The 25930-nt window shown below is 56.9% G+C and carries 23 protein-coding genes and 1 pseudogene; 14 read left to right on the forward strand and 10 right to left on the reverse strand.

Going from position 1 to position 25930, the window contains the following annotated elements:
• Window positions 1-20 precede the first annotated feature (20 nt).
• The gene (locus tag E8M78_RS16795; protein WP_137136134.1) at window positions 21-2210 is read right to left on the reverse strand and encodes an anthranilate synthase; all 2190 of its coding nucleotides are present in this window, start codon (window positions 2208-2210) and stop codon (window positions 21-23) included.
• A 333-nt stretch (window positions 2211-2543) separates the two neighbouring features.
• On the opposite strand from E8M78_RS16795, the gene E8M78_RS16800 reads away from it, so the two are divergent.
• Window positions 2544-3422 (forward strand): extensin family protein, encoded by an 879-nt coding sequence (locus E8M78_RS16800; RefSeq protein ID WP_137136135.1) that lies wholly within the window; start codon window positions 2544-2546, stop codon window positions 3420-3422.
• 10 nt (window positions 3423-3432) lie between these two features.
• Here E8M78_RS16800 and E8M78_RS16805 read toward each other — a convergent pair whose 3' ends face one another.
• Together E8M78_RS16805 and E8M78_RS16810 are read right to left on the reverse strand one after the other, a co-directional pair.
• A complete protein-coding gene (locus tag E8M78_RS16805) occupies window positions 3433-4578 on the reverse strand; it encodes a GGDEF domain-containing protein (RefSeq protein WP_137136136.1) in 1146 nt (381 codons plus the stop codon).
• 224 nt (window positions 4579-4802) lie between these two features.
• Window positions 4803-6515 carry a formate--tetrahydrofolate ligase gene (locus tag E8M78_RS16810; protein ID WP_137136137.1) on the reverse strand — a complete coding sequence of 571 codons (1713 nt, stop codon included), beginning with the start codon at window positions 6513-6515 and terminating at the stop codon, window positions 4803-4805.
• 460 nt (window positions 6516-6975) lie between these two features.
• On the opposite strand from E8M78_RS16810, the gene E8M78_RS16815 reads away from it, so the two are divergent.
• Together E8M78_RS16815 and E8M78_RS16820 are read left to right on the forward strand one after the other, a co-directional pair.
• The gene (locus E8M78_RS16815; protein WP_137136138.1) at window positions 6976-7701 is read left to right on the forward strand and encodes a LuxR C-terminal-related transcriptional regulator; all 726 of its coding nucleotides are present in this window, start codon (window positions 6976-6978) and stop codon (window positions 7699-7701) included.
• A gap of 41 nt (window positions 7702-7742) precedes the next feature.
• Window positions 7743-8210: a PAS domain-containing protein gene (locus E8M78_RS16820; RefSeq protein ID WP_170973452.1), complete on the forward strand. Its 468-nt coding sequence runs from the start codon at window positions 7743-7745 to the stop codon at window positions 8208-8210.
• A gap of 62 nt (window positions 8211-8272) precedes the next feature.
• Here E8M78_RS16820 and E8M78_RS16825 read toward each other — a convergent pair whose 3' ends face one another.
• The 3 genes from E8M78_RS16825 to E8M78_RS16835 all read right to left on the reverse strand — a co-directional run bounded on the left by E8M78_RS16825 (window position 8273) and on the right by E8M78_RS16835 (window position 10797).
• Window positions 8273-9388 (reverse strand): DUF2333 family protein, encoded by a 1116-nt coding sequence (locus E8M78_RS16825; protein WP_246658376.1) that lies wholly within the window; start codon window positions 9386-9388, stop codon window positions 8273-8275.
• Window positions 9389-9471: 83 nt separating this feature from the next.
• A complete protein-coding gene (locus E8M78_RS16830; protein ID WP_137136141.1) occupies window positions 9472-10251 on the reverse strand; it encodes a hypothetical protein in 780 nt (259 codons plus the stop codon).
• Between the two features lie 93 nt (window positions 10252-10344).
• Window positions 10345-10797: a pseudoazurin gene (locus tag E8M78_RS16835; protein ID WP_137136142.1), complete on the reverse strand. Its 453-nt coding sequence runs from the start codon at window positions 10795-10797 to the stop codon at window positions 10345-10347.
• A 210-nt stretch (window positions 10798-11007) separates the two neighbouring features.
• Here E8M78_RS16835 and E8M78_RS16840 point away from each other — a divergent pair, with 210 nt between their 5' ends.
• From E8M78_RS16840 to E8M78_RS16870, 7 genes are all read left to right on the forward strand, one after another.
• Entirely contained in the window at window positions 11008-11958 is a 951-nt protein-coding gene (locus E8M78_RS16840; protein ID WP_137136143.1) for a choline ABC transporter substrate-binding protein, read from the forward strand.
• Window positions 11959-12114: 156 nt separating this feature from the next.
• Window positions 12115-12960 carry a choline ABC transporter permease subunit gene (gene choW / locus E8M78_RS16845; protein WP_137136144.1) on the forward strand — a complete coding sequence of 282 codons (846 nt, stop codon included), beginning with the start codon at window positions 12115-12117 and terminating at the stop codon, window positions 12958-12960.
• Window positions 12957-14015 (forward strand): choline ABC transporter ATP-binding protein, encoded by a 1059-nt coding sequence (gene choV, locus E8M78_RS16850; protein WP_137136145.1) that lies wholly within the window; start codon window positions 12957-12959, stop codon window positions 14013-14015. Before choW ends, choV begins: the two co-directional genes overlap by 4 nt.
• Complete coding sequence (locus tag E8M78_RS16855; RefSeq protein WP_137136146.1) at window positions 14012-14506, forward strand: HugZ family protein; 495 nt, start codon at window positions 14012-14014, stop codon at window positions 14504-14506. The genes choV and E8M78_RS16855 overlap by 4 nt, the downstream gene beginning before the upstream one ends.
• Before the next feature lie 358 nt (window positions 14507-14864).
• Window positions 14865-15176, forward strand: a complete 312-nt coding sequence (locus tag E8M78_RS16860) for a metalloregulator ArsR/SmtB family transcription factor (protein ID WP_062553942.1) — start codon at window positions 14865-14867, stop codon at window positions 15174-15176.
• Between the two features lie 16 nt (window positions 15177-15192).
• Entirely contained in the window at window positions 15193-15384 is a 192-nt protein-coding gene (locus E8M78_RS16865) for a hypothetical protein (RefSeq protein ID WP_137136147.1), read from the forward strand.
• Between the two features lie 99 nt (window positions 15385-15483).
• Entirely contained in the window at window positions 15484-16812 is a 1329-nt protein-coding gene (locus tag E8M78_RS16870; RefSeq protein WP_137136148.1) for an aspartate aminotransferase family protein, read from the forward strand.
• 42 nt (window positions 16813-16854) lie between these two features.
• On the opposite strand, the pseudogene E8M78_RS23870 reads toward E8M78_RS16870, so the two are convergent.
• Window positions 16855-17091 (reverse strand): annotated as a pseudogene (locus tag E8M78_RS23870) (CorA family divalent cation transporter); the annotation flags it as partial.
• Between the two features lie 197 nt (window positions 17092-17288).
• Here E8M78_RS23870 and E8M78_RS16880 point away from each other — a divergent pair.
• From E8M78_RS16880 to ade, 3 genes are all read left to right on the forward strand, one after another.
• A complete protein-coding gene (locus E8M78_RS16880; protein ID WP_137136150.1) occupies window positions 17289-17657 on the forward strand; it encodes a hypothetical protein in 369 nt (122 codons plus the stop codon).
• 304 nt (window positions 17658-17961) lie between these two features.
• The gene (locus tag E8M78_RS16885; protein WP_137136151.1) at window positions 17962-19068 is read left to right on the forward strand and encodes a branched-chain amino acid ABC transporter substrate-binding protein; all 1107 of its coding nucleotides are present in this window, start codon (window positions 17962-17964) and stop codon (window positions 19066-19068) included.
• Between the two features lie 124 nt (window positions 19069-19192).
• On the forward strand, window positions 19193-20884 hold the full coding sequence (ade, locus tag E8M78_RS16890; RefSeq protein WP_137136152.1) for an adenine deaminase: 1692 nt from the start codon (window positions 19193-19195) through the stop codon (window positions 20882-20884).
• Window positions 20885-20886: 2 nt separating this feature from the next.
• Here ade and E8M78_RS16895 read toward each other — a convergent pair whose 3' ends face one another.
• Both E8M78_RS16895 and E8M78_RS23365 read right to left on the reverse strand, forming a co-directional pair.
• A complete protein-coding gene (locus tag E8M78_RS16895) occupies window positions 20887-22686 on the reverse strand; it encodes a M23 family metallopeptidase (RefSeq protein WP_137136153.1) in 1800 nt (599 codons plus the stop codon).
• Window positions 22687-22843: 157 nt separating this feature from the next.
• On the reverse strand, window positions 22844-22981 hold the full coding sequence (locus E8M78_RS23365; protein WP_170973453.1) for a hypothetical protein: 138 nt from the start codon (window positions 22979-22981) through the stop codon (window positions 22844-22846).
• Window positions 22982-23195: 214 nt separating this feature from the next.
• Here E8M78_RS23365 and E8M78_RS16900 point away from each other — a divergent pair, with 214 nt between their 5' ends.
• Complete coding sequence (locus tag E8M78_RS16900) at window positions 23196-24113, forward strand: AraC family transcriptional regulator (protein ID WP_137136154.1); 918 nt, start codon at window positions 23196-23198, stop codon at window positions 24111-24113.
• A gap of 9 nt (window positions 24114-24122) precedes the next feature.
• Here the strand turns inward: E8M78_RS16900 and E8M78_RS16905 are convergent, their stop codons facing one another.
• Window positions 24123-25772: an alpha-glucosidase gene (locus E8M78_RS16905; RefSeq protein ID WP_137136155.1), complete on the reverse strand. Its 1650-nt coding sequence runs from the start codon at window positions 25770-25772 to the stop codon at window positions 24123-24125.
• Between the last annotated feature and the right edge of the window lie 158 nt (window positions 25773-25930).

A 25930-nucleotide genomic window follows, 5' to 3' on the forward strand; every position in this document is an offset into this window, starting at 1 on the left:
AAAGCAAGATGAGGCAGCGATTACGCCGCCTGCTCCTTGGCCTTCCGCGCCAGATGCGCCACGACGTTCTCAATCATCCGCATACCAGCGTCACCGCCAAGCGTCATGATCGATTCCGGATGGAACTGCACAGCTGCGACCGGCTCCTTGGCATGCTCAATGCCCATGATGGTGCCGTCTTCACTTTCGGCCGTGATGATGAAATCCGGGTGAAGCGTTTTCGGGTCGGCAAAGATGGAGTGATAACGTCCGACCGTCACCTCCTTGCCGAGGCCCGAGAAAACAATTCCCGGCTCCAGAACGCGAATACGCGATGGCTTGCCATGCATGGGTACGGCCAGATGACGCAATTCCCCACCATATGCTTCCGCCAGCGCCTGCAGGCCAAGGCAAACACCGAAGATCGGCAGACCCTTGGCTCGCGCCGCCTTGATCGTGTTCTTGCAGTCGAAATCCTGCGGATTGCCCGGTCCGGGTGATAAGACGACGAGATCAGGCTTGATGCGGTCGTAAATTTCGGCAGGCACTGGCGTGCGCACTGTAGAGACTTCGGCGCCGGTCTGGCGGAAGTAGTTCGCCAGCGTATGAACGAAGCTGTCTTCATGGTCGACCAGCAGAATTTTCACACCCTTGCCAACAGCCGCAACATCACGGCCCGCCTTGGCCGCATTGCCCGCGCGCGCATCACGGATTGCAGAAATCATGGCAGATGCCTTCAGTTCGGTTTCAGCCTCTTCCTCGTGCGGATCGCTGTCGTTCAACAGCGTCGCTCCGGCGCGCACCTCCGCAATACCATCCTTGATGCGAATGGTGCGGAGCGTAAGCCCCGTATTCATATCGCCGTTGAAGCCTACCATGCCGATGGCGCCGCCATACCAGGCACGCGGGCTCTTTTCGTGCTTCTCGATAAAGCGCATGGCCCACAGCTTCGGAGCACCCGTCACGGTGACTGCCCAGGCATGGCTGAGGAATCCATCAAAGGCATCCATGTCGGGACGCAGGCGGCCCTCGATATGGTCCACCGTATGGATAAGACGCGAATACATTTCGATCTGGCGACGACCAATGACCTTTACTGAACCCGGCTCGCAGACGCGGCTCTTGTCGTTGCGGTCGACATCCGAGCACATGGTCAGTTCGGATTCGTCCTTCTTCGAGTTAAGCAGCTTCAAAATCTGCTCACTGTCGGAGATTGCATCCTCGCCACGGCGAATGGTTCCCGAAATCGGGCACGTCTCAATGCGTCGGCCCGAGACACGGACGAACATTTCCGGCGAGGCGCCCACCAGATATTCCTGATGACCGAGGTTGATGAAGAAGGAATAGGGCGACGGGTTGATCGCCTTCAGCCGATTGGAGATCTGCGAAGGCTTGCTGTCGCATCGCTCCATGAACTTCTGCCCCGGCACTACCTCGAACAGGTCACCGCGACGGAAGCTTTCCTTGGCCTTGACCACGAGTTCGGAATACTCGCCGGGACGATGATCGCCCTTCGGCGGGATGACATCCGTGGTGCGGAACGGATCGGGCGCAATTTCCTCGCTCTTGCCAACGGTGGTCAGGTCGCCGCGGCTGAAGTCGTAGCGGTCGATCCAGGCCTTGGCGGAATAGTGGTCCACGACGAGGATCTCGTCCGGCAGGAACAGTACCATGTCGCGCTGATCGTCCGGTCGCTGCAGCGATAGCTGGATTGAATCGAACTGGAATGCGAGATCATAGCCGAAGGCACCGAATAGGCCGATTGCACTGTCGGCATCGGAGTAGAAAAGATCAACAACTGCACGCAGCACCGTAAAGACGGTCGGCATCTTCGAGCGCTCTTCTTCCGTGAAGGCGCGCGTCGGCAGATTGACGGAGAGATCCAGGCGGCGCGCAGTACGTTCCCCCAGCGTCAACTCGGTCTCGCTTGCCAAACGCTCTGCAATGAGTTGAAGCAGCACTTCGCCGCGCCCGTTATAGGCCTCGATCCAGACCTGACGTCCGAAGGAGGAGATGCCGAGCGGCGGATCGACGATGGCCGTGTCCCAGCGCGTGTAGCGACCCGGATACTCGTAGTTTGAGGAGAAGACGGCGCCCCGACGCTCATCAAGCTTGTCGACATAGCTGGAAATTGCATCGACATAGGGTGCAGCACGACGTTTGCGGCTGACCTTTATACCACCGCGGGTCTCGTAGACCTCGGATCCATCATCTTCAATAATCGTGACCATAATCCACCTCTGAATATCCCGCGTTCTTATCCTGTCCTCGACAACCGCGAAAGCTGTTTTGCGGCGCAAGCGTTCGGCGTTTGCCCGGTTTGCGAGGGGGGTCTTGGGGAACAAGAAAGCCGCCTCGGTGGTCGGGCGGCTTTGTCTTGTCTTTGAACATGACTGGTCAAGGCCGCTTAAGTGCGCGCCCACCACCAGATAGCCATGATCAAAGACGTTTTCATGTCTGGATTGATAGCGGCTCCAAACCCGCTTCGCAAGAGCCTCCAGCAGGGAGCATGCGACCAATTTGATCCTTAAGCGTTGTTCGCCGGCACCTGGAGGACGATGTTCATGATGATGCGCATAGCTGCAGCCTTGTTGGCCACGATTTCGCTCACGGCGGCGAACCTGCCGACAGAAGGCCCGCGTCCTGAAGCAAAGCCAGCTGAGGCCCAAGGCTCGTCGGAAAAATCTCTGTCGGACAATACGGGCATTCCGGAGACGAAAGACGTTCCAACACCTGCAGCAAAGCCACAGCCGCCGGCAGAGCCTGAAACGCCTGGCAAGCAGCCAGCCAGTGAACCTCAATCGGCGTCCAAGCCAGCCACAGATGTCGAGACCGAGAGCAAGACACCGGAAGAACCTGCCGTCCAAAGCATCATCAAGGAGGATTCGCAAGCCTATGCTGCCTGCCTGTCGGAATTGAAATCAATGGGGGCCGAGTTCTTCGAGGCCGAACCGATCTCCGAGGAAGACGGCACGTGCGGAATTGAAAAGCCGATCAGGCTCACAAGTCCCCTTCCCGGCATCAAACTCTCCGATCCTTCCCCCTTGCGATGCGAGACAGCGCTGGCGCTATCCCACTGGCTGAACGATACGGTACAGCCGGCCGTGAAGGTTGCGTTTCCGGACAAGAAAATCATCGGCGTTCGCAATGCTGCATCCTATGCCTGCCGCAAGCGCAATCACGCCGAGACAGGCAAGATTTCAGAGCATGCGAAAGGCAATGCGATCGACGTGATTGCACTGGAACTCGACAAGGGTGACGTGATTGGAATGAAGCCTAAAGCGGAAGACCCGACAATGGAGGGCGCGTTCCAGAGAACAGCAACAACGGGTGCGTGCCTTCACTTCCGCACCGTTCTATCACCGGGAAGCGACGCAACCCATGAGGATCATCTGCATCTCGACGTGCTAAGCCGGAAGGATCAATATCGGTATTGTCGCTAAACTTCTGTGCTCAGGCCGGAACCTTCGGTGCATCCGCGTTTCGGGGGTCGTGAAGCAGCGCACAGCCGCGGCCTGCACGTTTGGCGCGATAGAGTGCCTCGTCTGCTTCCACCATGGCGCGCTCAAGATCGACCGCTTTCGGATCGAACAGCGAAATGCCGATACTGACACCGACAGATGCCTGACCTGCGCATGTTACGCTCGGCATAGAAATCGTCTGAATGATCCGCGCACCAATGACAGCGGCTTCCTGCCGACTGTGACAGTCGACAAGCACGATGAACTCGTCTCCGCCCATACGACAGATGGATGCATTCGGGAGACAAATGGAAAGACGTCGTGCCGACTGCCTGAGAATTTCATCGCCCACACCGTGCCCCAAGCGGTCGTTGACCTGTTTGAAGCCATCAAGATCAAGATATAGAAGAGCCTTGGTCGTTGAGGTCTGCCGCATCGACTGCGCCTTTTCCGCAAGGCCTCGCCTGTTCAGAAGACCCGTGAGCGGATCCAGTAGCGATTGCGTTCGGCTCTCGATTTCACCCGCAATTGCCCGGACAGTCGTTTCGCGCTGCTGGCGCATGATCCAGATGGCAATACCGATGAAACCAATGCCCTGAATGAGAATGAGCGGAGTGAACTCGGGATGATGAATACAGAAAGGGATCTTGAACGATGTATCGATCAGGATCACCTGGGTCAGGGCCAGACGCGGCGCCGCATAATTGCGTGCAATGATGCCGGCACAAGACCCGAGGCCGGAAGCGATCACCACAATGAGCATCGGCGTATCATTGCTGAAGCCAAGGACAACCATAGTCGCAGCCATCATTGCTGCCCAGCCGATTCCGGAGATGACAACGAGATCGGCCGCGAATGTGCGCAGCGATTTTATGTTTGTCGCCGAAACGCGTACGATCCCAAAGGCAAGATCGAGAAGTGCGACACACACGAGAATGGGGTTCTCGATACGCGCATAGGCCAGCATGGTGATGAAGATGGAGTTGATAGAGCCGAGAATAGCCGGGAGAGTGGACGACGCCAGCGTCGCGCAGAGCCTGCTGCGGGTTTCCTCCGAAATGTCGGAGCCCATGTCAGCGATCCAGTTCAGGATTGGCGTTCGGGGCTGCAACAGATTAGGGTTATGCGATAGTGGCATGCCTTCACTCCATCAATAGCTCAAAGCATAGAGAGGAATTACTGAAGACAAGTTAGCAAACTTGCACAAATTTCTTGCCCGAACAGAACAGAAAACTATCGTGAATCATAAATTAATCTCGAAAATTCGCGTAAAAATCATTGGAATCCATATTATAACTATGATTAACAATCATATTTGAGTGCTGACATCAAGCTACAGCTTTGGATGACTAATTCCTCATCCTAAAAAAGCCCTTCGATCTGCCCGAGTTCGTTCAAGGCAATTCGCTCTGCCGAAGGTGATCGAGGTAAACCGGGCATGGTTCGGATCTCGCCCGTGATGGCGACCACGAAGCCCGCGCCCGCCGAAAGCCTGACCTCCCTGATTGGCAGACTATGTCCCGTCGGCGCTCCGAGCAGAGAGGGGTCACTGGAAAAGGAGTATTGCGTCTTGGCAATGCAAACCGGAAGACATCCATAACCCTGCGCTTCGAAAGCCAGCAACTGTTCAAGAACCGATGCGTCGGCAGTAACCCCGTCGGCGCGGTAGATCTCCCGCGCAACCCTCTCGATCTTCGCCAAGAGCGGCAGGTCATCGCCATACAAGGGACGAAAGTCTGCTTCACCGGAATTCGCCAGTGCAGCCACCTTTTCAGCAAGTTCAGAAATGCCTGCAGACCCCTGCGCCCAATGACGGCAAAGTACAGCATCGACACCCTGACCATTCGCGTAATCAACAATGGTCTGAACCTCTGCATCGGTATCAGACGAAAAATGATTGATGGCCACGATAACGGGAACGCCGAACTTGCGGATGTTCTCGATATGACGACCAAGATTGACGCATCCCGCCCGAAGGGCGTCGACATCTTCGCGCCCAAGATCCGCCTTCGCAACGCCGCCGTTCATCTTCAACGCACGAATAGTTGCGACCACCACGGCGGCCGCAGGCTGCAAACCTGCCTTTCTGCACTTGATGTCGAAAAATTTCTCTGCACCGAGGTCCGCGCCGAAGCCCGCTTCGGTCACAACAAAATCCGCGAGCCTCAAGGCAGCCTTTGTCGCCACGATGGAATTACAGCCGTGCGCAATGTTGGCAAATGGCCCGCCATGCACGAAAGCCGGATTGTTCTCCAGCGTCTGCACGAGATTGGGCTGCAAGGCATCTTTCAACAGCACGGCCATGGCACCGTCCGCCTTCAGATCCCGCGCGAAAATAGGCGTCTTGTCACGGCGATAGCCAACGATGATGGCGCCGAGACGCGCTTCCAGATCCGCAAGGTCTTCGGCAAGGCAAAGGATAGCCATGACTTCGGAGGCAACAGTGATGTCAAAACCGGTTTCACGCGGAAATCCGTTTGACACACCGCCGAGCGAACCGACGATCTCCCGGAGTGCCCGGTCGTTCATGTCGACCACACGCCGCCAGGCAATGCGCCGAAGATCAAAGTCGAGAGCGTTACCCCAGTAGATGTGGTTGTCGATCAGGGCGGCCAGCAGATTGTGTGCCGCGGTAATGGCGTGGAAATCACCCGTAAAGTGCAGGTTGATATCTTCCATGGGAACGACCTGCGCATAGCCACCTCCGGCAGCACCCCCCTTAACTCCGAAGCAAGGCCCCAGCGACGGTTCGCGCAGGCATATCATGGCGCTCCTGCCTATCCGGTTCAGTCCATCGCCGAGACCCACAGTCGTCGTTGTTTTGCCTTCGCCAGCGGGCGTCGGATTGATCGCCGTTACCAGGATGAGCTTACCATCGGGTCTGTCACCAAGAGAGCGCAGAAAAGCTGCTGCCACCTTTGCCTTGTCATGACCGTATGGAACCAGAGATTGGACCGGTATTCCAATCGCAGATCCAATCTCCGTGATCGGCTTCATGGCAGAGTTACGCGCAATTTCGATGTCAGACGGCACGATCACACCAAGTCTCCGTTTCCGATGCGTTTCAATCTGCATAGCGCATTGCATCGCTGGCGCCTACCAGTGCCGGGATGCCACTCAAAACGAGTTTTGTTCGCGTAGAGGATGATCTGATCCAAAGGGTAGACAGTGACGCCGTTCTCATAGACAATTACTTGTGCGCTCAATACTTTTTGCTCCACTGATCAAAATTTATTGAATTTTTCGTCGTAACTCTTCCCGTGTTTACAGAACCCTCACCAGATTGTATCAGCAAGACCCATGCAATCTCGAAAAATGAGAGCAAGGATTGGACAACGGCCATCGTGTCGAGCAAATACTCATCCAACCGAGACCAATTGCATCGAATTGATACAGGCGGGCTCCAGGTTAAATCGTATTGACTCAGTCGAACCCCAGTATAGATGTGAAAATGCGAAAATAACGTTGGCAAGGTTTTACGGTTCGGCTATCGTCGACCCATTGCAGTTTAGCGCAGGCAAACGATCGGGAATTCATGATTACGCTTGAACGGCATTCGCTTTTGAGTCGGGAAATTTCTACGGCGGATTCACGCGCGGCGGTCGTGGCTGTTCTGGCGAAACTTGCAAAACAATTTGGCTTCAAATACTTCGCGCTCATGAGCGCGCCTGCGGCGTCGGACTCTCTACTGGAACCACTTATCGTAGAGGCGAATGTCCCTCGCGCCTACCTTCGCGACTTCGACCGTCTGAGGCTGCTCACTGCTTGCCCGCTGGTCCCGCTGTTGAAGAACATGGCTCTTCCGCTGTGCTGGAGTTATGAAGAGCAGTATGATGACGGTTGGCCGCTGGATTTTCCGGAACCGTTTCGACGCCTTGCGAAAACCTACGGCATGACCACCGGCGTCGCCATGCCTTTCAGTTCGTCAGATGGATCCATGTTCGTCATGCGCCTCGACGGAGACCGTCCGGTTCTGACCCTGCCTCAACTCAATGAGGTTGGAATGCTGATGCTTCAATGTTTCAGGGTCTTCGATCGCGTGCGCCGCACGGAACCGCCACCGAAAAGCATTCTGACGGCCCGCGAACTGGAGGTGCTGAAATGGACCTCACAGGGGAAGACGTCGTCCGAAATTGGTGACATTCTTTCCTTGTCCGATCATACCGTTAATGCGTATCTGAATAAGGCAATCAAGAAACTGGATTGTGTAAATCGAACCCAACTGGTAGCAAAAGCTATCCGCCTACGTTTAATCACCTAACAACGGGGCGTATTAGATAAGTGTCAATAAGGGTTCGACCATTGCTGTCAAAATCCGGATCCATTGCTGGAAAGATCGACACGCTGCAGGACTTCGGTTTGTCGACAGACGAATTCTTTGAAATTTTTTCTACCTTCAATCTTGTAGGTTTATGGCGTCTCGACCTGGATAGCGGTCACACATTTTGCAGCGCCACCTACAGCAAACTTTACGGCATCAGGCATACGGATGGTCCCATCAACATGATGGATATCATTGCCCGTATTCACCCGGATGATCTGAGCAGCGTCATGGAGAGCCACGAGGTTGCCTCTGCCCATCCCATGGCTTATCAAAAGATCCACCGCATTTCATCGGACAGGATCACCTACCGATACGTCTGCTCGATTGGTCGCTTTCGCACAAAGCCCGGCACCAGCGGCGAAATCGTCGGTATTGCCTTCGAGGTGCCGCCCCATCGGTGCGACTTCCGTTATGAAACAGACAGTACCGCCGACCTGAAGCTCTGAACCTGGGTTCAGATTGGCGTATCCTTAATGCAGATTCAGCCCTGAATCCCGACGGCAAACGCCTATCGATCGAGAATGGCTCTGATCTCCACGAGATTGGAACGCGTGCGCAAGGTGTAGAAACCGATCGTCGCCAGATGTGACGGCATGATCAACCCATCTTCCGCACCGTTGGAAATGATCAAAGGACGAATCTTCAGGGCACCGCGGAACTGTTCCAGTGTATCGTTCCAGATCGAACCCAGATTGCGCTCACGAATGACTTGATTGAAGTCGGCACCCGCCGCACTCATGATGGCATAGTAGCCATAGAGCTGGCCATAGGCGAACCAGAACCGGTCGTCTGCCCGCGCGTCAAACCATCCGCCATTGTAGTTTTCAGAACGCTCCCGCAGGATCGCGGAGGTTGACCCCAGGTCGTTTGCAATCCGGTCTACGAACTGGACCAGATTGTCGGCGCGGCCATCGAAAACGGCATTGCAGGCGGCCAGATCGCCGTTGAACTTGCGAAGACTGTCAATGGCTGCACGATAATAGCTGGGGGTCGGCGTTTTGAATCCAAACGGCTGGAGACCGAAGTACCAGGAATATTCGTCGAACTGAAGGTTACCGCGCGCATCCTGCAGGTTTCCGTTTATCCCGGATGTGCCGCGCACGCGGCCCAGCGAATCGACCAGTTCGACGGCGGTGCGGCGAACGGTCTGGTTCACGCCGCGCTGGAACGCAGCCTTGTTGTCGAGAAACGGTGTACGATCCCAATCGAGCCCGAAGAACCCGAGCCGGTACATCAGCATGGACGAGATCCATGCGTTCTGGTTCACGTTGGTATCCGTCAGATCGGCTGCAACTTCCACAATGCCGGACGGCTGGCATTGACGCGGCTGAGCGGGAGCAGGAGACGTAGCAGCGGTCGTCGGCTGGCTGGCTGGCTGCACTGAAGAGGGCAGTTCCTGTCCGGCTCCCACATTGCGTGTCTGGAACGTGTAGCGATCAACGAAATTCGGATCAAAGCCGCTCCACATCTGCGTCTGCCATACGAAATAGCCATACAGACCAACGAAGAGAACAAGGAAAGCGGCGAGCGGCAGCTTGATCAGCAGATTGCGTTGCCGGTACCAGCCGTGCGCAGCCATGATCGGCCACAAAAGCCATGCGCCAAAGAGCTTCACGCCTCGCATAATGGTTTCCTCTGAGCGTCGCAAAAAGGCTGAAAATGCACTCATGCCCGATGGCTCTCCTGTCGTTTTCGTTCAGGTAAGCATCAATGGCCCGCTTGTCGAGTGGTTGACAGCTTGCGTTGAAACGCTTCGTCGAGAACTGCCCTGCGGTGAGCGATGCCCCGAACCGACAAAAGCCCCCTCTCCGCTCGCTGGCGCAAGGTATCGAAATGCGGTAGCGCGAAGTCGGACCGTGCATGTCGACCGGCTTCCAGCGATGTCAGGGCAAGGATATTTGCTTCCGAATCCACAAGGATCTTGTTGTAGAAAAGGTTGGCGCTTGCCGTCATGTCGATCACGCCGTCGACCAGATCCTGCAGCACGTCGATACGTACTGAAATAGCAGCGGCCGGATCACCCTTGCCGACAGGGATCGACTGCAGTTGCGTGAACCGCTCTTCCAGCTCCTGTTCCAGCAGGATCAGTTGTCGCTGCAGGAATTCACGATGATGTATGATCAAGACAAGAAGCCGGTGACTTTCGGCAAGCCCATCCAGGAGAACTTTCGCCGTCTCCTGATCGCTGTGCTGGCGCTGCTGCAGTCGCGAGCGAAGCCATCTTTTGACAAGATCTCCGGTCGCCGATGGTCTGCGTCCTGATGCGTCATCAATGGCAAGCGCGGTTTGACGGGCGATCTGTTGTGCAAGACGCGCAAGATGGCTTTCGATCCAGCGCCATTCCAGCAGACATATATCAACCTGTTCCAGTGCTGCAGGGTCCAGCGCTTCCGCTGCCAATTGCTGCACCGCCGTTTCCAGCCCTTCGCGAAGCGAAAGCATGCGCCGTTCCAGAGGGTCCGGCGCAATGGGCTCAGCTTTCTGCATTGGCGTTTCCATACTGACTCCAGCAGACCACTCACATGCTGAAGTTTTTTACAGAGAGCTCGGCCTGACACAAGACGGCGGTGCGCTGTAAATTTAGAAGCCGAGCGTCTTCAGTTCGGCATCCAGCCTGTCTCGTGTCTTTTTCGCCATCTTGGCGGCCTTCACCGTCTCAATGTTGGCAGGCTTTTCCCCGGCCACGATGAGCGCAACCATGCCCATTCCCCAGTGTGGCGTGCACTTGATGACATAAGCACCTTCCTTGTCGATCTTGAGAACCAGCTCCTGGTTCATCTTGCCCTTGGTTTCCTCGACACCCTCGGGAAGCAATTCCTTGACTGTCGCCGCATCATGCCCCTTGTCGACGGGTACAAACTTCACGGTGTCGCCCACGGCAACCTTCACCGCAGCGGGTTCGAACACCATGGCCTCGCCATCAGCCCCCTTGTTCAACATCTTGATTTCGTGCTCGGCGGCCTGCGCCGTTCCTGCAATCAGGGCTGCGAATACAAGTGCTGTGGCGGCAAGACTTCTGTTGAAACTGGTCATGATCGTTTCCTGTTTATCCGGCGGAGCAATTCCGCCTCTGAATTTCAGGAGAACCAAATACGCTGGCGTCAAAAACTCTCCTTGATCAAGATCAATCGCGCTCCGCTGCAATTGTCGCAAATCCACCGCCTTTTCCGGCGCGTTTGGGCAAGCTTGCTTGCGTAGGTCAGATATTGATAATGCTGGGGAACCAAAAAACGGAGCAGTTCAATGCACGCAAAAACCTCGCTGAAACTCTCGCTATCTGTCAGCCTTCTGATAGCGGTATCCGGTCAGGCGCTCGCCGCCGAACCTGCAAGCTGCAGCTCCGTTCGATTTTCGGACGTCGGCTGGACGGACATAACCGCCACGACCGCAACCGCATCGGTGATCCTGGAAGCGCTCGGCTACAAGCCGCAGGTTCAGGTTCTGTCCGTGCCGGTCACCTATCAGTCACTCAAGAACAAGGATATCGACGTTTTCCTCGGCAACTGGATGCCGACGCAGGAAAACGATGTTCGGCCCTTCCTGAATGACAAATCTGTTGAGTCCTTCGGTCCCAACCTTGAAGGCGCGAAATACACCCTTGCAACCAACGCCAAGGGTGCTGAACTCGGTATCAAGGACTTCAAGGACATCGCGAAATTCAGCAAGGAACTGGGCGGCAAGATTTATGGCATCGAGCCCGGTAATGATGGTAACCGCCTGATCCTCGACATGATCGCCAAGAATACTTTCGGCCTCAAATCCTTCGAGGTCGTGGAATCCTCCGAACAGGGCATGCTGGCGCAGGTCGCCCGCGCCGACCGCTCCAAGGAGCCCGTTGTTTTCCTCGGATGGGAGCCGCATCCGATGAACGCGAATTTCAAGCTCACCTATCTGATCGGCGGCGATGATGTGTTCGGCCCGAACCTCGGCGGCGCGACGATCTTCACCAACACACGCGCAGGCTATACCAAGGAATGCCCCAATGTGGGCAGGTTCATCACCAATCTGAAGTTCAGCCTGGCCATGGAAAACGAAATCATGGGCGGCATTCTCAACGATGCGCTCGAGCCGCAGGCGGCTGCCAGGAAATGGCTCAAGGCGAATGGCAAGGCCGTTGAGCCTTGGCTGGCCGGTGTGACGACCGTGGATGGCAAGGAAGGCTTAGCTGCGGTCAAGGCCAAGCTCGGCCTCTGATACGGCCTACCAAAGTCAGGCGGCCCGGTGGGCCGCCTCGCATGCTTCTGGCATTTCCGCGCTGGGCTCTCCTGCCCGGCCGGCTTCATCGCCGGGTTTAGCGCCTCCCAGGCGTCTTGCCCTTTCGTCGTGACGACTCAACACGGGAAGAAGCCTTTGGAATTCCTGACTGAACACCGTATTCCTATTGGAATGTGGGCCAAGAAATTCGTAGACTGGCTGACACAGAACGGCGCCTGGTTCTTCGACCAGCTCTCTGCCCTCCTCTCCAAAGTTATCAACGCTCTTCTGTTTCTGCTGCAATGGCCGCATGCGCTGGTGATTGTGGCGCTGATGACAGGCCTGTCCTTCTATCTGCGCAGGTCAATTGGCCTTGCACTGTTTACCTGTCTCGGGCTCCTGCTGATCATCAATCAGGGCTACTGGAAGGAAACGACCGAAACACTCGCGCTGGTTCTGGCTGCCACGGCCGTCAGTATGGCGATCGGCATTCCGCTTGGCATCGCTGCTGCACGCAGGCCATGGCTCTATGAATTCATGCGTCCGATTCTGGATCTGATGCAGACCATTCCCACCTTCGTCTATCTGATTCCAGCCCTCATCCTGTTCGGGCTCGGAATGGTGCCCGGGCTGATCGCCACCGTCATATTTGCGGTTCCCGCTCCTATCCGCCTGACCCGGCTCGGAATCGTCTCAACGCCGGGAGCGTTGACGGAAGCAGCCATTGCCTTCGGTGCCACGCCTTCTCAGGTCTTGCGCAAGGTGGAACTGCCCTTCGCCATGCCGCAGATCATGGCTGGCCTGACCCAGACCATCATGCTCTCGCTGTCCATGGTGGTGATTGCGGCTCTGGTCGGCGCCAATGGTCTCGGCGTTCCGGTCGTCAGGGCTCTCAACACCGTCAACATCGCACGTGGCTTTGAGGCCGGGCTCTGTATCGTCATTCTCGCCATCATTCTGGACCGTATGTTCCGCACCGATACCGATGGAGAAGGCGCATGAGCGACGCAATCATATTCGGCGCTGTCGACATCGTCTTCGGCGATCGCTGGCAACAGGCGCTGTCTCTCGTCGACGAGGGAAAGACACGCGACCAGATCAGCGCGGAAACCGGTCAGGTTCTGGGGGTTGCCAACGCATCGCTCACCATTCGCGAGGGCGAGATCCTGGTGCTGATGGGGCTGTCGGGTTCCGGAAAATCGACACTTCTTCGGGCAGTAAACGGTCTGGCGCCGGTGGTCCGCGGCAGCGTGACCGTGATGAACGACAAGGGAAGCGTAGACCCCTATCGCTGTTCCGCCAAGGCGCTGCGGGATCTGCGCATGAACACGGTCTCCATGGTGTTCCAGCAGTTTGGCCTGCTTCCGTGGCGAACCGTTGCAGACAATGTCGGATTTGGTCTGGAACTCGCGGGCGTCGGGGAAGCAGAACGCAAGCGCCGGGTGGCCGAACAACTGGAACTGGTCAATCTTGCCAAATGGGCGGGCCGCAAGGTGGGAGAACTGTCCGGCGGCATGCAGCAACGCGTCGGTCTGGCCCGCGCCTTTGCCACAGGTGCACCGATCCTGCTGATGGACGAGCCGTTCTCGGCACTTGATCCTCTCATCCGCACCCGGCTGCAGGATGAGCTTCTGGAGTTTCAGGCGAGACTGAAGAAAACGATCCTGTTCGTCAGCCACGACCTCGATGAAGCCTTTCGCATCGGCAATCGCATCGCGATCATGGAAGGTGGTCGCATCATCCAGTGCGGCACGCCGCAGGAGATCGTCAGGGCGCCCGCGGACCAGTATGTTGCCGATTTCGTTCAGAACATGAATCCGATTTCGATGCTGACGGCGGCCGACATCATGCGGCCAGGCACGCAGGGACCATCTCAGTCGCTGCCGATCACCGGAACGACGAGGCCGGCAACACCGCTCGTCGATATTCTCGATGCGCTGGCGCGACAGCCAGGCGTGATCGGCGTGATAGACAATGGTGAAATCATCGGCTCCATTTCCGCAGACGAGGTGATCACGGGGCTTACTCGCCACCGCCGCAGGGAGGCGCTGTCATGAACGAAAAAACCTCCGTCCTGCGCCCGACAGATGACGAGGCGCGCCAACTGGCGCGTCGGCTCATTTCAGAGGCACCCCATGTGGCGCTTTCCGTTCTGGAGCCGACAACGGGCTGGCCCAGCATCAGTCGTACGATCATTGCTCTCGATGAAGACGGCGTGCCTTTCATTCTCGTCTCCGCACTCGCAGCCCACACCGGTGCATTGAAGACAGATGGGCGCTGCTCGTTTCTGGCAGGGGAACCTGGCAGGGGGGACCCACTCGCCCACCCTCGCCTCAGCGTCCAGGCTCAGGCCCAGCAAATTGCGCGTGAGCACCCGTATTTTTCCGCGTTGCGAGATCGCTTTCTCAACCGCCATCCGAAGGCCCAACTCTATATCGACCTTCCCGATTTCTGCTTTTTTCGCCTGATGCCGCAATCAGGCTCCTTAAATGGCGGTTTCGGGAAAGCTTTCCGCCTCGAAGGTCAGGATTTAGTAGGCAGAGCATAGACCGGGCTACAGGCAGGGTTGCGCAAGAAATCATGGATGATTTCTTCGGTCGAAAAAAGATTCACATGAAAAACACCTTCCTAAATTAGGTTCTCCTTCTGGTTGTGTATTTATCACTTTTTCAGCATAGTCGACAATGATCAAACACTTAGATTTAACGTTTTATCTTGCCAGTTAAGCGATTAAATAGTTGATTCGCCTAAAATGTCATACTTATCAGGACCTACCAGTAGGTGTGCACTCGATACGTAGAATTTAGGGATATACAATGGGTGCCTGAAGTTGGTATTTTATAGTTACATTGTTATCTCGCATTAGGAGATAACAACGTAACTGGGGAAGACTTGAGGGAACAAGAATGATGTCACTGTCAGAGAATTCCGCCGCGGCTGCAAACCTGCTGTCTGCTATGGCAAATCCCAAGCGACTGATGATCCTGTGCTGCCTTGTAAAGGGCGAAGTTGCTGTCGGCGCATTGGCAACCAAGGTTGGCTTGAGCCAGTCGGCGCTGTCTCAGCATCTCTCCAAGCTTCGCGCACAGAAGCTGGTCAACACCCGCCGTGATGCGCAGACGATTTACTATTCGAGTTCTGCTGAGTCGGTGATGAAGGTTCTGGAGACCCTCGAGTCGCTGTACACCGAAGCTGAACCGGCGAAATCAGCTGCCTGATTTTTTTTGAGCGGCAATGACAGCGCTGACATCGGGGGATGTCGGCGTGGTGGGACGCGTACAGCGTCCCGCTCTTGCAGCCAACATGGCTACAAGATTCCTGAACGTCAAGATTGTACCGGGTGGATTGGCACAATCGCAGCTTCCTGCGATAGCTCGACGCCTCGAGCGCCACGTCCATGCGTTCATTCCGCCAGGTCTTGCTTGACCATTGAACAGCGATTGTTAACCTCCTCTTCCAGCCCGACCTGTCATAGGTCAGGTCGGGAATGGCCTCCCCGGAATTGCTGGGGCCATGGAGATCCTCATGTCAAATCGCCTCAACACTGTGCCGAACGACCTGCGGGCGTTCTGGATGCCATTTACCGCAAACCGCCAATTCAAGAAGGCACCTCGCCTTTTCGTCAGTGCCAAGGATATGCACTACACAACGCATGATGGCAGGCAGGTACTCGATGCGACGGCAGGTCTCTGGTGTGTGAATGCGGGCCATTGCCGCCCAAAGATCACCGAAGCGATTCGGGAGCAGGCTGGCGAACTCGACTACGCGCCAGCGTTCCAATTGGGGCATCCCAAGGCGTTCGAACTTGCCAATCGCCTTGTCGATATCGCACCCGAAGGTCTGGATCATGTGCTCTATACCAATTCCGGTTCCGAATCGGTCGATACGGCGCTGAAAGTTGCCATTGCCTATCATCGTGCCAAGGGGAACGGCGCCCGTTTCCGACTGATTGGCCGCGAGCGCGGCTACCATGGCGTCAACTTCGGCGGCATTTCCGTCGGTGGCATTGTCGCCAACCGCAAGATGTTCGGCACGCTGCTAACCGGCGTCGACCATATGCCGCACACGCATCTGCCGGGCAAGAATGCCTTCACCCGTGGCGAACCGGAACATGGCGGCGATCTTGCGGCAGAACTGGAACGCATTGTGACGTTGCATGACGCATCAACCGTTGCGGCTGTGATCGTCGAACCCGTGGCCGGTTCTACCGGTGTGCTGATCCCGCCGAAGGGATACTTGCAGAAACTTCGCGAGATCTGCACCAAGCACGGCATCCTCCTGATATTCGATGAGGTCATCACCGGTTATGGCCGCCTCGGCGCACCCTTCGCGTCGCAATATTTCGACGTGAAGCCGGACATTATGGTCACCGCCAAGGGCCTGACCAACGGCGTCATTCCAATGGGCGCTGTCTTCGTGACCGCCGAAATTCACGATGCCTTCATGAATGGGCCGGAACATCTGATCGAGTTTTTCCACGGCTACACCTATTCCGGTAACCCGATTGCCTCTGCCGCAGCGCTCGCCACGCTCGATACCTACAAGGAAGAAGGCCTGCTGACCCGTGCGCAAGAGATGGCCTCCTACTGGGAGGACGGACTGCACTCGTTGAAGGACTGCAAGAACGTTATCGATATTCGCAACATCGGATTGATCGGCGCCATCGAACTCGACCCCATTGCCGGAGAGCCGACCAAGCGCGCCTTCAACGCGTTCCTGGCGGCCTATGAGGATGGCCTGTTGATCCGCACGACGGGAGACATCATCGCCATGTCGCCGCCGTTGATCATAGAGAAACATCACATGGACGAAATCTTCGGCAAGCTGCGGACGATCCTGAACAACAATATTTGACAAGGCATGCGGGCGGAGGCAAATCCTCCGCCCGCCAAAATGTCACAACCAGCCGCGCCGCTTGAAATACAGAAATGGCAGCGCTGCTGGCAGGATCATCAGGACGACGGCCCAGGGATAAGCCAACTGCCAATGCAGTTCGGGCATGGCCTGAAAGTTCATGCCATAGACGGATACAACCAGCGTAGGCGGCAAGAACACGACGGACGCGACCGTGAAGATCTTGATGATCTGGCTCCGCTCCAGATTGATAAGCCCCAAGGTTGCGTCCAGCAGAAAAGTGATCACGCAGGACAAGGCGATCTGTGTCACGCTCGTAGATACGCAGCATGGGCATGCTCCTTCGCAGGCTTGATCTTGCCTGCAGGGAACAGAAACGCTATCCGACAGGCAGGAAAAATGATGTCGATAGTCGGCTGTCGGGGTCCATTTTCGGGTTCCTGGAATGAGATGAAGAACTCATCACGATCCCTCACATGCGCCCGAACTGGTCGCAGTTCAAAACGCTTTCGACCCTGACATCGGAAGGGAGTGCCGTGAAACGCTTCAAGCACCTGACCTTTTTCGTCCTGCCTTTCCTATTGATGGAAACTGGAACCGCATGGACGATCGATTGGGGCAATGCAGGCCGCGGCACAGAGGGAAAGCCGGTGCCAGGCCAGGCGATGTCACCGCCTCCAATAAATGAACCGAGCTTGCCCGATGGCAGCTTCAATTGCGACACGGTGACCCGGATGTCCTGGGAGCAAAGCCGCGCGCTTGAAAACACCGGCACCGGCCCCCGGCAGGTCAGGCGCTGTAGCCGCGACGGATTGAGCATTGAGGTGACACCGCCCTCCAATTGATCAAGGCATAAAAATTCGAGTTTTCTAAATCAACCGAAAGCAAGCTTCATCGGTGAACTCTGGCGAGCCTGAAGCCTACGCAGCAGGCAAATGCGCATTTTCTACGCAGAAATTGATATTTTCTTGCTTTCGATCCTCCGAATTTCTACAGAAGGTTGCCGCCTGAAAGCCAAAAATGGCTCGGGTGAAAGACTGCACTTCCACTCGTATTGGCGCCGGAGGACCGCCCCTTCGGGACACGAGCGCCGGAAGAGCGCGGTCGCCAGATGGGCCACACATTGGCTCGACCCAAGGAGAAGAACTGATGAACCTCAAGACCCTGCTGACCGCAACGACGGCAGCCTGCCTTCTGATGGCTTCTACTGCCCGCGCCGACATCGTGATCGGCCTCATTGCGCCAGTCACCGGCCCCGTCGCAGCCTATGGTAACCAGGTAAAGAACGGCGCAGAAACCGCTGTCGCGGAAATCAACAAGAAGGGCGGCATTCTGGGAGAAAAGGTCGTCCTCAAGGTCGCCGACGATGCGGGCGAGCCAAAGCAGGGCGTATCGGCAGCCAACCAGCTGATCGGTGAAGGCATTCGCTTCGTCGTCGGCCCGGTCACCTCCGGTGTGGCCATGCCCGCCTCTGATGCGCTGGCCGAGAACGGCATTCTCATGGTCACCCCGACAGCAACTACACCTGCCCTGACGAGCCGCGGCCTGACCACGGTGCTACGCACTTGCGGACGCGACGACCAGCAGGCGGAAGTTGCGGCCAATTATGTGCTGAAGAGTCTGAAGGACAAGCGCATTGCCATCATCAACGACAAGGGTGCCTATGGCAAAGGTCTGGCGGACGCCTTCAAGGCAACGCTCAACAAGGGTGGCGTCAAAGAAGTCATCAACGACGCCATCACTCCCGGCGACAAGGATTTCAGCGCGTTGACGACCCGCCTGAAGGCTGAAAATGTCGACGTCATCTATTTTGGCGGCTACCATCCGGAAGGTGGTCTTCTGGCCCGCCAGCTGGCCGACCTCGGCATCAAGCCGCTGATCATCGGCGGTGACGGCCTTTCCAACACGGAATATTGGAGCATCGGCAATAAGGCTGCAGCTGGCACCATGTTCACCAACGCTTCCGATGCGTCCAAGAGCCCGAACTCCAAGGCTGCTACCGAAGCGCTTGCCGCACGCCAGATCCCGGCAGAAGCCTTTACCCTAAATGCCTATGCAGCTGTGGAGGTCCTCAAGGCAGGCATAGAAAAGGCCAAGGCCAAAGAAGACGCCCAAGCCGTTGCCAAGGCCCTCAAGTCTGGTGAAAAGATCACGACCGCAATTGGCGACCTCACCTATGGCGAGACCGGCGATCTGACCTCCCAGACTTTCGATCTTTTCAAATGGGAAGACGGAAAGATCGTTGCCGCCAAGTAAGTTTGAAGACGGGGCGGCTCCGGCCGCCCTGTCCCAGCCATGCCTGAGCCATCGATTCTCATCGCAATTATCGTGAATCGGCTATAGTCTCCTTGCACTGCAAGAAGACCAGGAGACAGCGAAAATGCGCCTTGAAACCTACATCGATCAGGGAACAGGGCGGGAGCCCGCCGATATCGTTTTGAAGGGCGGCCACTTTTTCGATCTCGTCACCGGCGAACTCGTGCAGTCGGATATCGCGATTTGCGGTGATCGCATCGTCGGCACAGGTGAGGCCTATCGGGGAAAGACGGAAATCGATATCTCCGGCCAGATCGTGGTGCCGGGCTTCATCGATACCCATCTCCATATCGAAAGCTCGCTGGTCACGCCGCATGAATTTGATCGCTGCGTTCTGCCCTATGGCGTAACCACCGCGATTTGCGATCCCCATGAGATTGCCAATGTCATCGGCACCGAAGGCATCCAGTTCTTTCTCGATTCCTCGCTTGAGACAATCATGGATATCCGTGTCCAGCTTTCCTCCTGCGTGCCAGCCACACATCTGGAGACCGCAGGCGCCGATCTTCCCATCGAGCGCCTCCTGCCCTTTCGCCATCATCCGAAGGTCATCGGGCTCGCGGAATTCATGAACTTCCCCGGCGTGATCCATAAGGACCCGGTCTGCATGGCAAAGCTTGAGGCGTTTCAGGGCGGCCATATCGATGGTCACGCCCCGCTCCTGTCCGGCCTTGGCCTGAACGGCTACCTGTCGGCGGGCATTCGCACGGAACACGAATGCACGACGGCCGAAGAAGCCTTGGAAAAGATCCGCAAGGGCATGCACATTCTGGTGCGCGAAGGCTCGGTATCCAAGGATCTTCATGCGCTGATGCCCATCATCACGGAGCGCCTGTCGCCCCACCTGGCGCTGTGCACGGATGATCGCAACCCGCTGGATATCGCCGAGGAAGGCCACCTGGATTTTATCATCCGCACGGCCATTGCCCACGGTGTCGAACCGCTCGCCGTCTACCGCGCAGCCTCCATCTCCGCTGCACGCGCCTTCGGCCTGAAGGACCGCGGATTGATCGCACCCGGCTGGCGTGCAGACCTTGTGGTGGTCGATAACTTGGCCAACTGCAAGGCGCAGATGGTTTTTTCGGCTGGCAGACTCGTGAACGACGATTTGTTCGCAACCCGCAAGCCGGTTGCGCCTGTGGGCTTGGATAGCGTCAAGGCGCGAATCGTGAAGGCGGCGGATTTCTCCGTTCCCGCACGGCAGGAGGAGCAGCCGGTCATCGGCGTCCTACCGGGCAAGATCATCACTGAGCATCGGCGCTTCCGCCTGCCCTCCTCCGGCAATCAGAGCACGGTGGATCTCGCCAACGATATCATCCGTGTTGCCGTCATCGAGCGGCATGGCAAGAATGGCAACCACGCCAACGGTTTCGTGCAGGGCTTCGGCCTGAAGAAGGGTGCCATCGCCTCAACCGTCGGGCATGACAGCCACAATATCTGCGTCGTCGGCGTATCCGAGGAAGACATGGCGCTTGCCGCCAACCGTCTGGGAGAAATCCGCGGCGGCTTCGTCGTGGTGGAAGACGGCAAGGTGACGGGCGAAATCGCCCTCCCCGTGGCGGGCCTCATGAGCCTTGAACCCTACGAGACGGTTCGCGACATTCTTCATGAACTGAGAAAGGCTGCCTATGCCCTTGGCACGACCCTGACGGAGCCCTTCCTTCAGGTCGCGTTCCTGCCGCTGCCGGTGATCCCGCACCTGAAGATATCGGACAAAGGCATGGTGGATGTCGACAAATTTGCCCTGATCGGCTGAGGCTATTTCCGCTCACCGACTGGTGTCAAAGCGGATGCTGCAGAATGGGCCACGGATGTGGCAGTCGCACGAATGGTGCTGGCAATGGTTTCCACACGGCCAATCTGCTGACGGAACTCTTCCAGTGCCCTGCCCCGCAGTGTCGTGCCCGCTGGCATCTCCACCTTGGTGGGATCCTTGTAGGTATCGCCGACGCGCAGTTCGTAATAGAGATGCGGTCCAGTGGACAGCCCGGTCGAACCCACATAGGCGATGACCTGCCCCTGTGCCACGTGATCGCCCACCGTCAGCCCCTTCGGCGTACCCTCGATGTGGGCATAGGTCGTGGTATATCCGCCATCATGCTGGATGCGGATGTATTTTCCGTATCCGCCTTCGGAACCGATCTTCACCACAACACCATCACCCGCCGCAACGATCGGCGAGCCCATGGGCGCACGATAATCGACACCGTTGTGGAATTTGCGGGTTCTGAGGATTGGGTGCACGCGCCAGCCGAAACCGTCGCCCAATTGACCGGCGGAGACGGGCTTGTGCATCAGCGTCTTCGAGACCGAGTGTCCCGCATCGTCGAAAAATTCCGGTTTTCCGCTATCGGAAACGTAGCGATAAAAACGGCGATCCCTGCCTTTGCCCTTCAGCGTCACGGAAACCAGCTCCTGCTCGCCCCGCTCTGCTGTGCGGAATACGAAATCCAGTTGCGGTACGTCGGCCGTTTTGGACCAGTGAATGCCATTGGCGCGCAACAGCTGGACGATCTGCAGACTGACCTTCACTGGCACGTTTCTGCGCGCCAGATGCTCGATAAGCTTCGGATAATCGGCTGCAGCATCCTGCAATGCGGCGATATCCTTCGGCACGGCCTGCGCAGGCCCGGAACGCGCCTCTGCCGCCGGATGCGCCAGCGCTTCGGCCACCATGCGGTCATAGGGCCGGTGATCGGTTACCAGCTGAAAGTGGCCATCATCGCAGCGTGCCAGAAGACGTTCCCGACCATCTGCCGCCACATGACGCGCAAACAGGATTTCCGAAAGCCCAGGCCGGGCAGGACGTTGACCGATGATCAGGTCGAGCTGTTCGCCCTTGCGGACGATATCGGCACCCAAACCAAAGGCGAGCTGGGCAAAATCCTGCTCGGAAACTCCGATGACACCTTTGATATCGCGAAGCCGTTCCGGCTGGACCGGCAGGGAGACAACCCGCCTGACAGGCATCGCCTCCTGCGCGGGGGTCACCGTCACATTGGACTGGTCAGCGAAACGTACCGCCTTTGTTGCATCCGCAGCATAGCCGAGCCCGGAATGGCGCAACAATTGCCGGGCATCCAGCGCATCCTTGAGAACCAGATCGAACGAGCTTGCACTCGAATCTGCCCCCTGCGCAACCACCGGAGTGCTGGAGGTCGACGAACTCGGCGCATTTTCATTCAGATCGAGAGAAATATCGAAATAAGAGGTCTGTGAGATCGAACCGTCTCCCATCCGCTCCACAAGATCGAGCGTTTCCGACCGTCCGGTTCGGGGCATCCACAGCCGAGCCTTCTTCGGGCTGGCAACAGACTGCCTCCGTGTACGAGCCAGCACAACGGGCTTTTTCTGCTCTGGCCCTATGGGAGAAGCGACATCCGAAAGCGGTTCGAGGAGGGCGGTTGAGCTGAGGGTTACGAGAAGAATAGCGGCGATGGCACATCCGCTGCTTCGCATCCAGAACCGTCGGGTTTTCAGTCGAGAGGAGCCGGGGGAAAGGTCATGGCTGACGCAACTCTCATCGCGCACAGCAACTGTGCTTCCCCTCGCACCCATGTGAAATGATCCCGCCGCCGTCAAAAGTTAGAGCGGGGTTCGATCTGATTGGATCAATTCTGTTGGCCCAAACCGGGTCGAACCCCGCTCTGAGCAGACGTTATCATTCCACATGGCGAAAATGTGTCGGACCTGGATTTTGAACAGGAGATCGCGCTCATCCATTTAGAAAGCGTCGACGAAGCTCCTCATCCCGCCGCCGCTCGACGGATCTGCGATACCGCACCATGAACTGCTCGACATGCTCTTGAACCCAGACAAGTGGGCTTTCGAGTAACCGCTGGAAGTTGTGCATCTCCGTCTCCTTTCTTTGGATTGTTTGCTGTGTGTCTGCACTTTGCTTATGCCAGACCAAGACAGGAATCCGGTAGATCGTTCCTCCGACATGATTGCACAAAAATCCGAAAGGCCAGATTTGTAAAATTCCGAGATCGCGCATATGTGGAAGGAAAGCGTGAGAAATCCGCGATTAAATCTCAAAGATTCAAGGTATATTCGAGGTGATACAAATGCATCAACTTCAAACCCTTGCCGATATCATTGCACGACACACCGAGAATGACGGAGTTTTTGCAACCGAAATTCCTCGTTTGAGCCTTGTGCGCATGTCCAAGCGCACAGAACCTATGCAGGGTGTCCAGCACCCTTCACTGTGTCTGATCGCGCAAGGCACCAAGCAGGTGCTGCTGGCGGATGAAGTGTTTGAATATGGCCCGGCACGTCACCTCATTGCCTCGGCAGACCTGCCCATCACCGGCCAGGTGATTGAGGCGAGCCCGCAAGAGCCCTATCTCAGCATCAAGCTCGATCTGGATCTGTCGGTGCTGGGCGCGATGATGATCGAAATGCCACCCGCGCCTGAAGCCTTCACCACCGCTAAAACCTGTGGCAAGGCAATTTGTCTGAGCCGAACCGATCCGCAATTGCTGGAGGCTGCCGTGCGCCTTCTGCGTTTGCTCGACACGCCGGAAGACATTCCGTTTCTGGCTCCGCTTGCCGAGAAGGAATTGTTGTACCGCCTGATGCGCGGGGACCAGGCGAAGAAGCTTCATCGCATGCTGATGCCGGAAAGCCGCTTGCAACAGGTGAACCGCGCGATTGCATGGATACGGCAAAACTACGCAAAGCCCTTCAGCGTAGACCGCGTGGCGCAGGAAGCGCGCATGAGCACATCTTCCCTGCATGAGCATTTCAAGGAAGTGACCGCCATGAGCCCGCTGCAATATCAGAAGCAGCTCCGGCTTCAGGAGGCACGGCGGCTGATCCTGTCGGAGGCGCTGGACGCGGCAAGTGCGGCCCACCGCGTGGGCTATGACAGCCCATCGCAGTTCAGCCGAGAATATCGTCGCCTGTTCGGAGCGCCGCCGATACAGGACGTATCCCGCCTGAAGACGGAGCCGGCGAGTTTTGCGCCGGCATCCGCATAATTTTAACCGTCACAGCCTGGCGCAGAAGGCACCCAAAGCGCCAAGCCGCACCACCTTCTCTTCCAGTGCCGGGGCAAAACCTGGCATCGCAAGCGGGGTCGCAGATGCAAACTGTGCAGGCAACAGGAAGTCCTGCACTGAGCGCGTCAGGTTGAACACGAAGAGCAATCGCTCATTGCCCTTCTCGCGTACAAAAGCCAGAAGATCGGCCTGCGTATCGAGGAAGGTCAGGTCACCGTCGTGAAGGCTTGCATGCGCTTTACGAAACGCCAGCGTCTGCCGATAGTGGTGGAGGACGGAATTGGCATCCGTTTCCTGCGCATCCACGGCTAGTTTCGCATGGGCGGGCGGCACGGGAAGCCAGGTCTTAGCCCCCGGAGAGAAACCGCCATGCGGTGCATTGGCTTCCCAGACCATGGGCGTGCGGCATCCGTCACGACCCTTGAAGGCGGGCCAGAAACGAATGCCGTAAGGGTCCCGCAGATCCTCGAAGGCCAGTTCCGCCTCTTCAAGACCAAGCTCCTCGCCCTGATACAGGCAGATGGATCCGCGAAGGCTTGCAAGCACGCTGATGGCGAGCTTTGCGATGCGCTCCCGCTCATCCGGCGCTTCCATGAAGCGCGTCACATGACGGATCACATCATGGTTGGAAAAGGCCCAGCAGACCCAGCCATCGGTCACGATCTCCTGGCATTTTGATACGACACTGCGGATGTGATCTGCCGTGAAGCGCGGGCTTAAGAGATCGAACGTGTAGCACATGTGCAGCTTGTCATTGCCGCTCGTGTAGATCGACAGCGTGGAAAGCGAACGGTCGCCATCGCCGACTTCACCCACGGTGGTGCGGCAATCATATTCATCGAGAAGAGAGCGAAGCTTTTTCAGGAACTCGATATTTTCCGGCTGGCTCTTGTCGTAGAGATGGTTCTGCATCGAGTAGGGGTTGGTATCGGTCTCCAGACCCGTCGAATCTGGATGGTAGACCATGGGCGGATTATTCCGCAGCTGCTTGTCGTGGAAGTAATAGTTCACGGTATCCAGACGGAAGCCATGAACGCCGCGATCCAGCCAGAACTTCACTGTGGAGAGAACCGCCCTCTGCACATCAGGATTGTGGAAGTTCAAATCCGGCTGCGAGATCAGGAAATTGTGCATGTAATATTGCTTGCGCACACCATCCCATTCCCAGCCCGGACCGCCGAATATCGACAGCCAGTTGTTGGGCGCCGTTCCATCCGGTTTCGGATCGGCCCAGATGTACCAGTCCGCGCGGGGATTGGTTCTGCTCGCCCGGCTCTCGATGAACCAGGGGTGCTGGTCGGACGTGTGCGAAATCACCTGATCGATGATGACCTTCAACCCCAGTCTTTCGCACTCGGTCATCATCTCGTCGAAGTCTGACAATGTGCCGAACATCGGATCGACATTGCAGTAATCGGAAACGTCATAGCCCATGTCGGCCATGGGAGACGTGAAGAATGGCGACAGCCAGATTGCATCCACGCCGAGCGAGGCAATGTAAGGCAGGCGTTGCGTTATCCCTTTGATATCGCCGATGCCATCACCGGTCGTATCCTGGAATGACCGTGGATAGACCTGATAGATAACTGCGCCGCGCCACCAGTCGGGATCGCCCTTGCGTGCCGTTACTGTCGTCATGCCTGCTCGTCTCCTTCAATCGTTTCGTCTCGTCAACAAACTAGCCAGACTGCATGAAAAGACAAAGGCAAAGCGGTGGATGTTTGGCATCAATTTGAAAAAGCGAACCGATCAGATCATTCGCGACTTGTCATACAGCTTTCTCCGTCCTATTCCCG

Origin of the sequence: Rhizobium sp. FKY42 (assembly GCF_005222835.1) — a bacterium.
In the GTDB taxonomy this organism is placed as follows: domain Bacteria; phylum Pseudomonadota; class Alphaproteobacteria; order Rhizobiales; family Rhizobiaceae; genus Neorhizobium.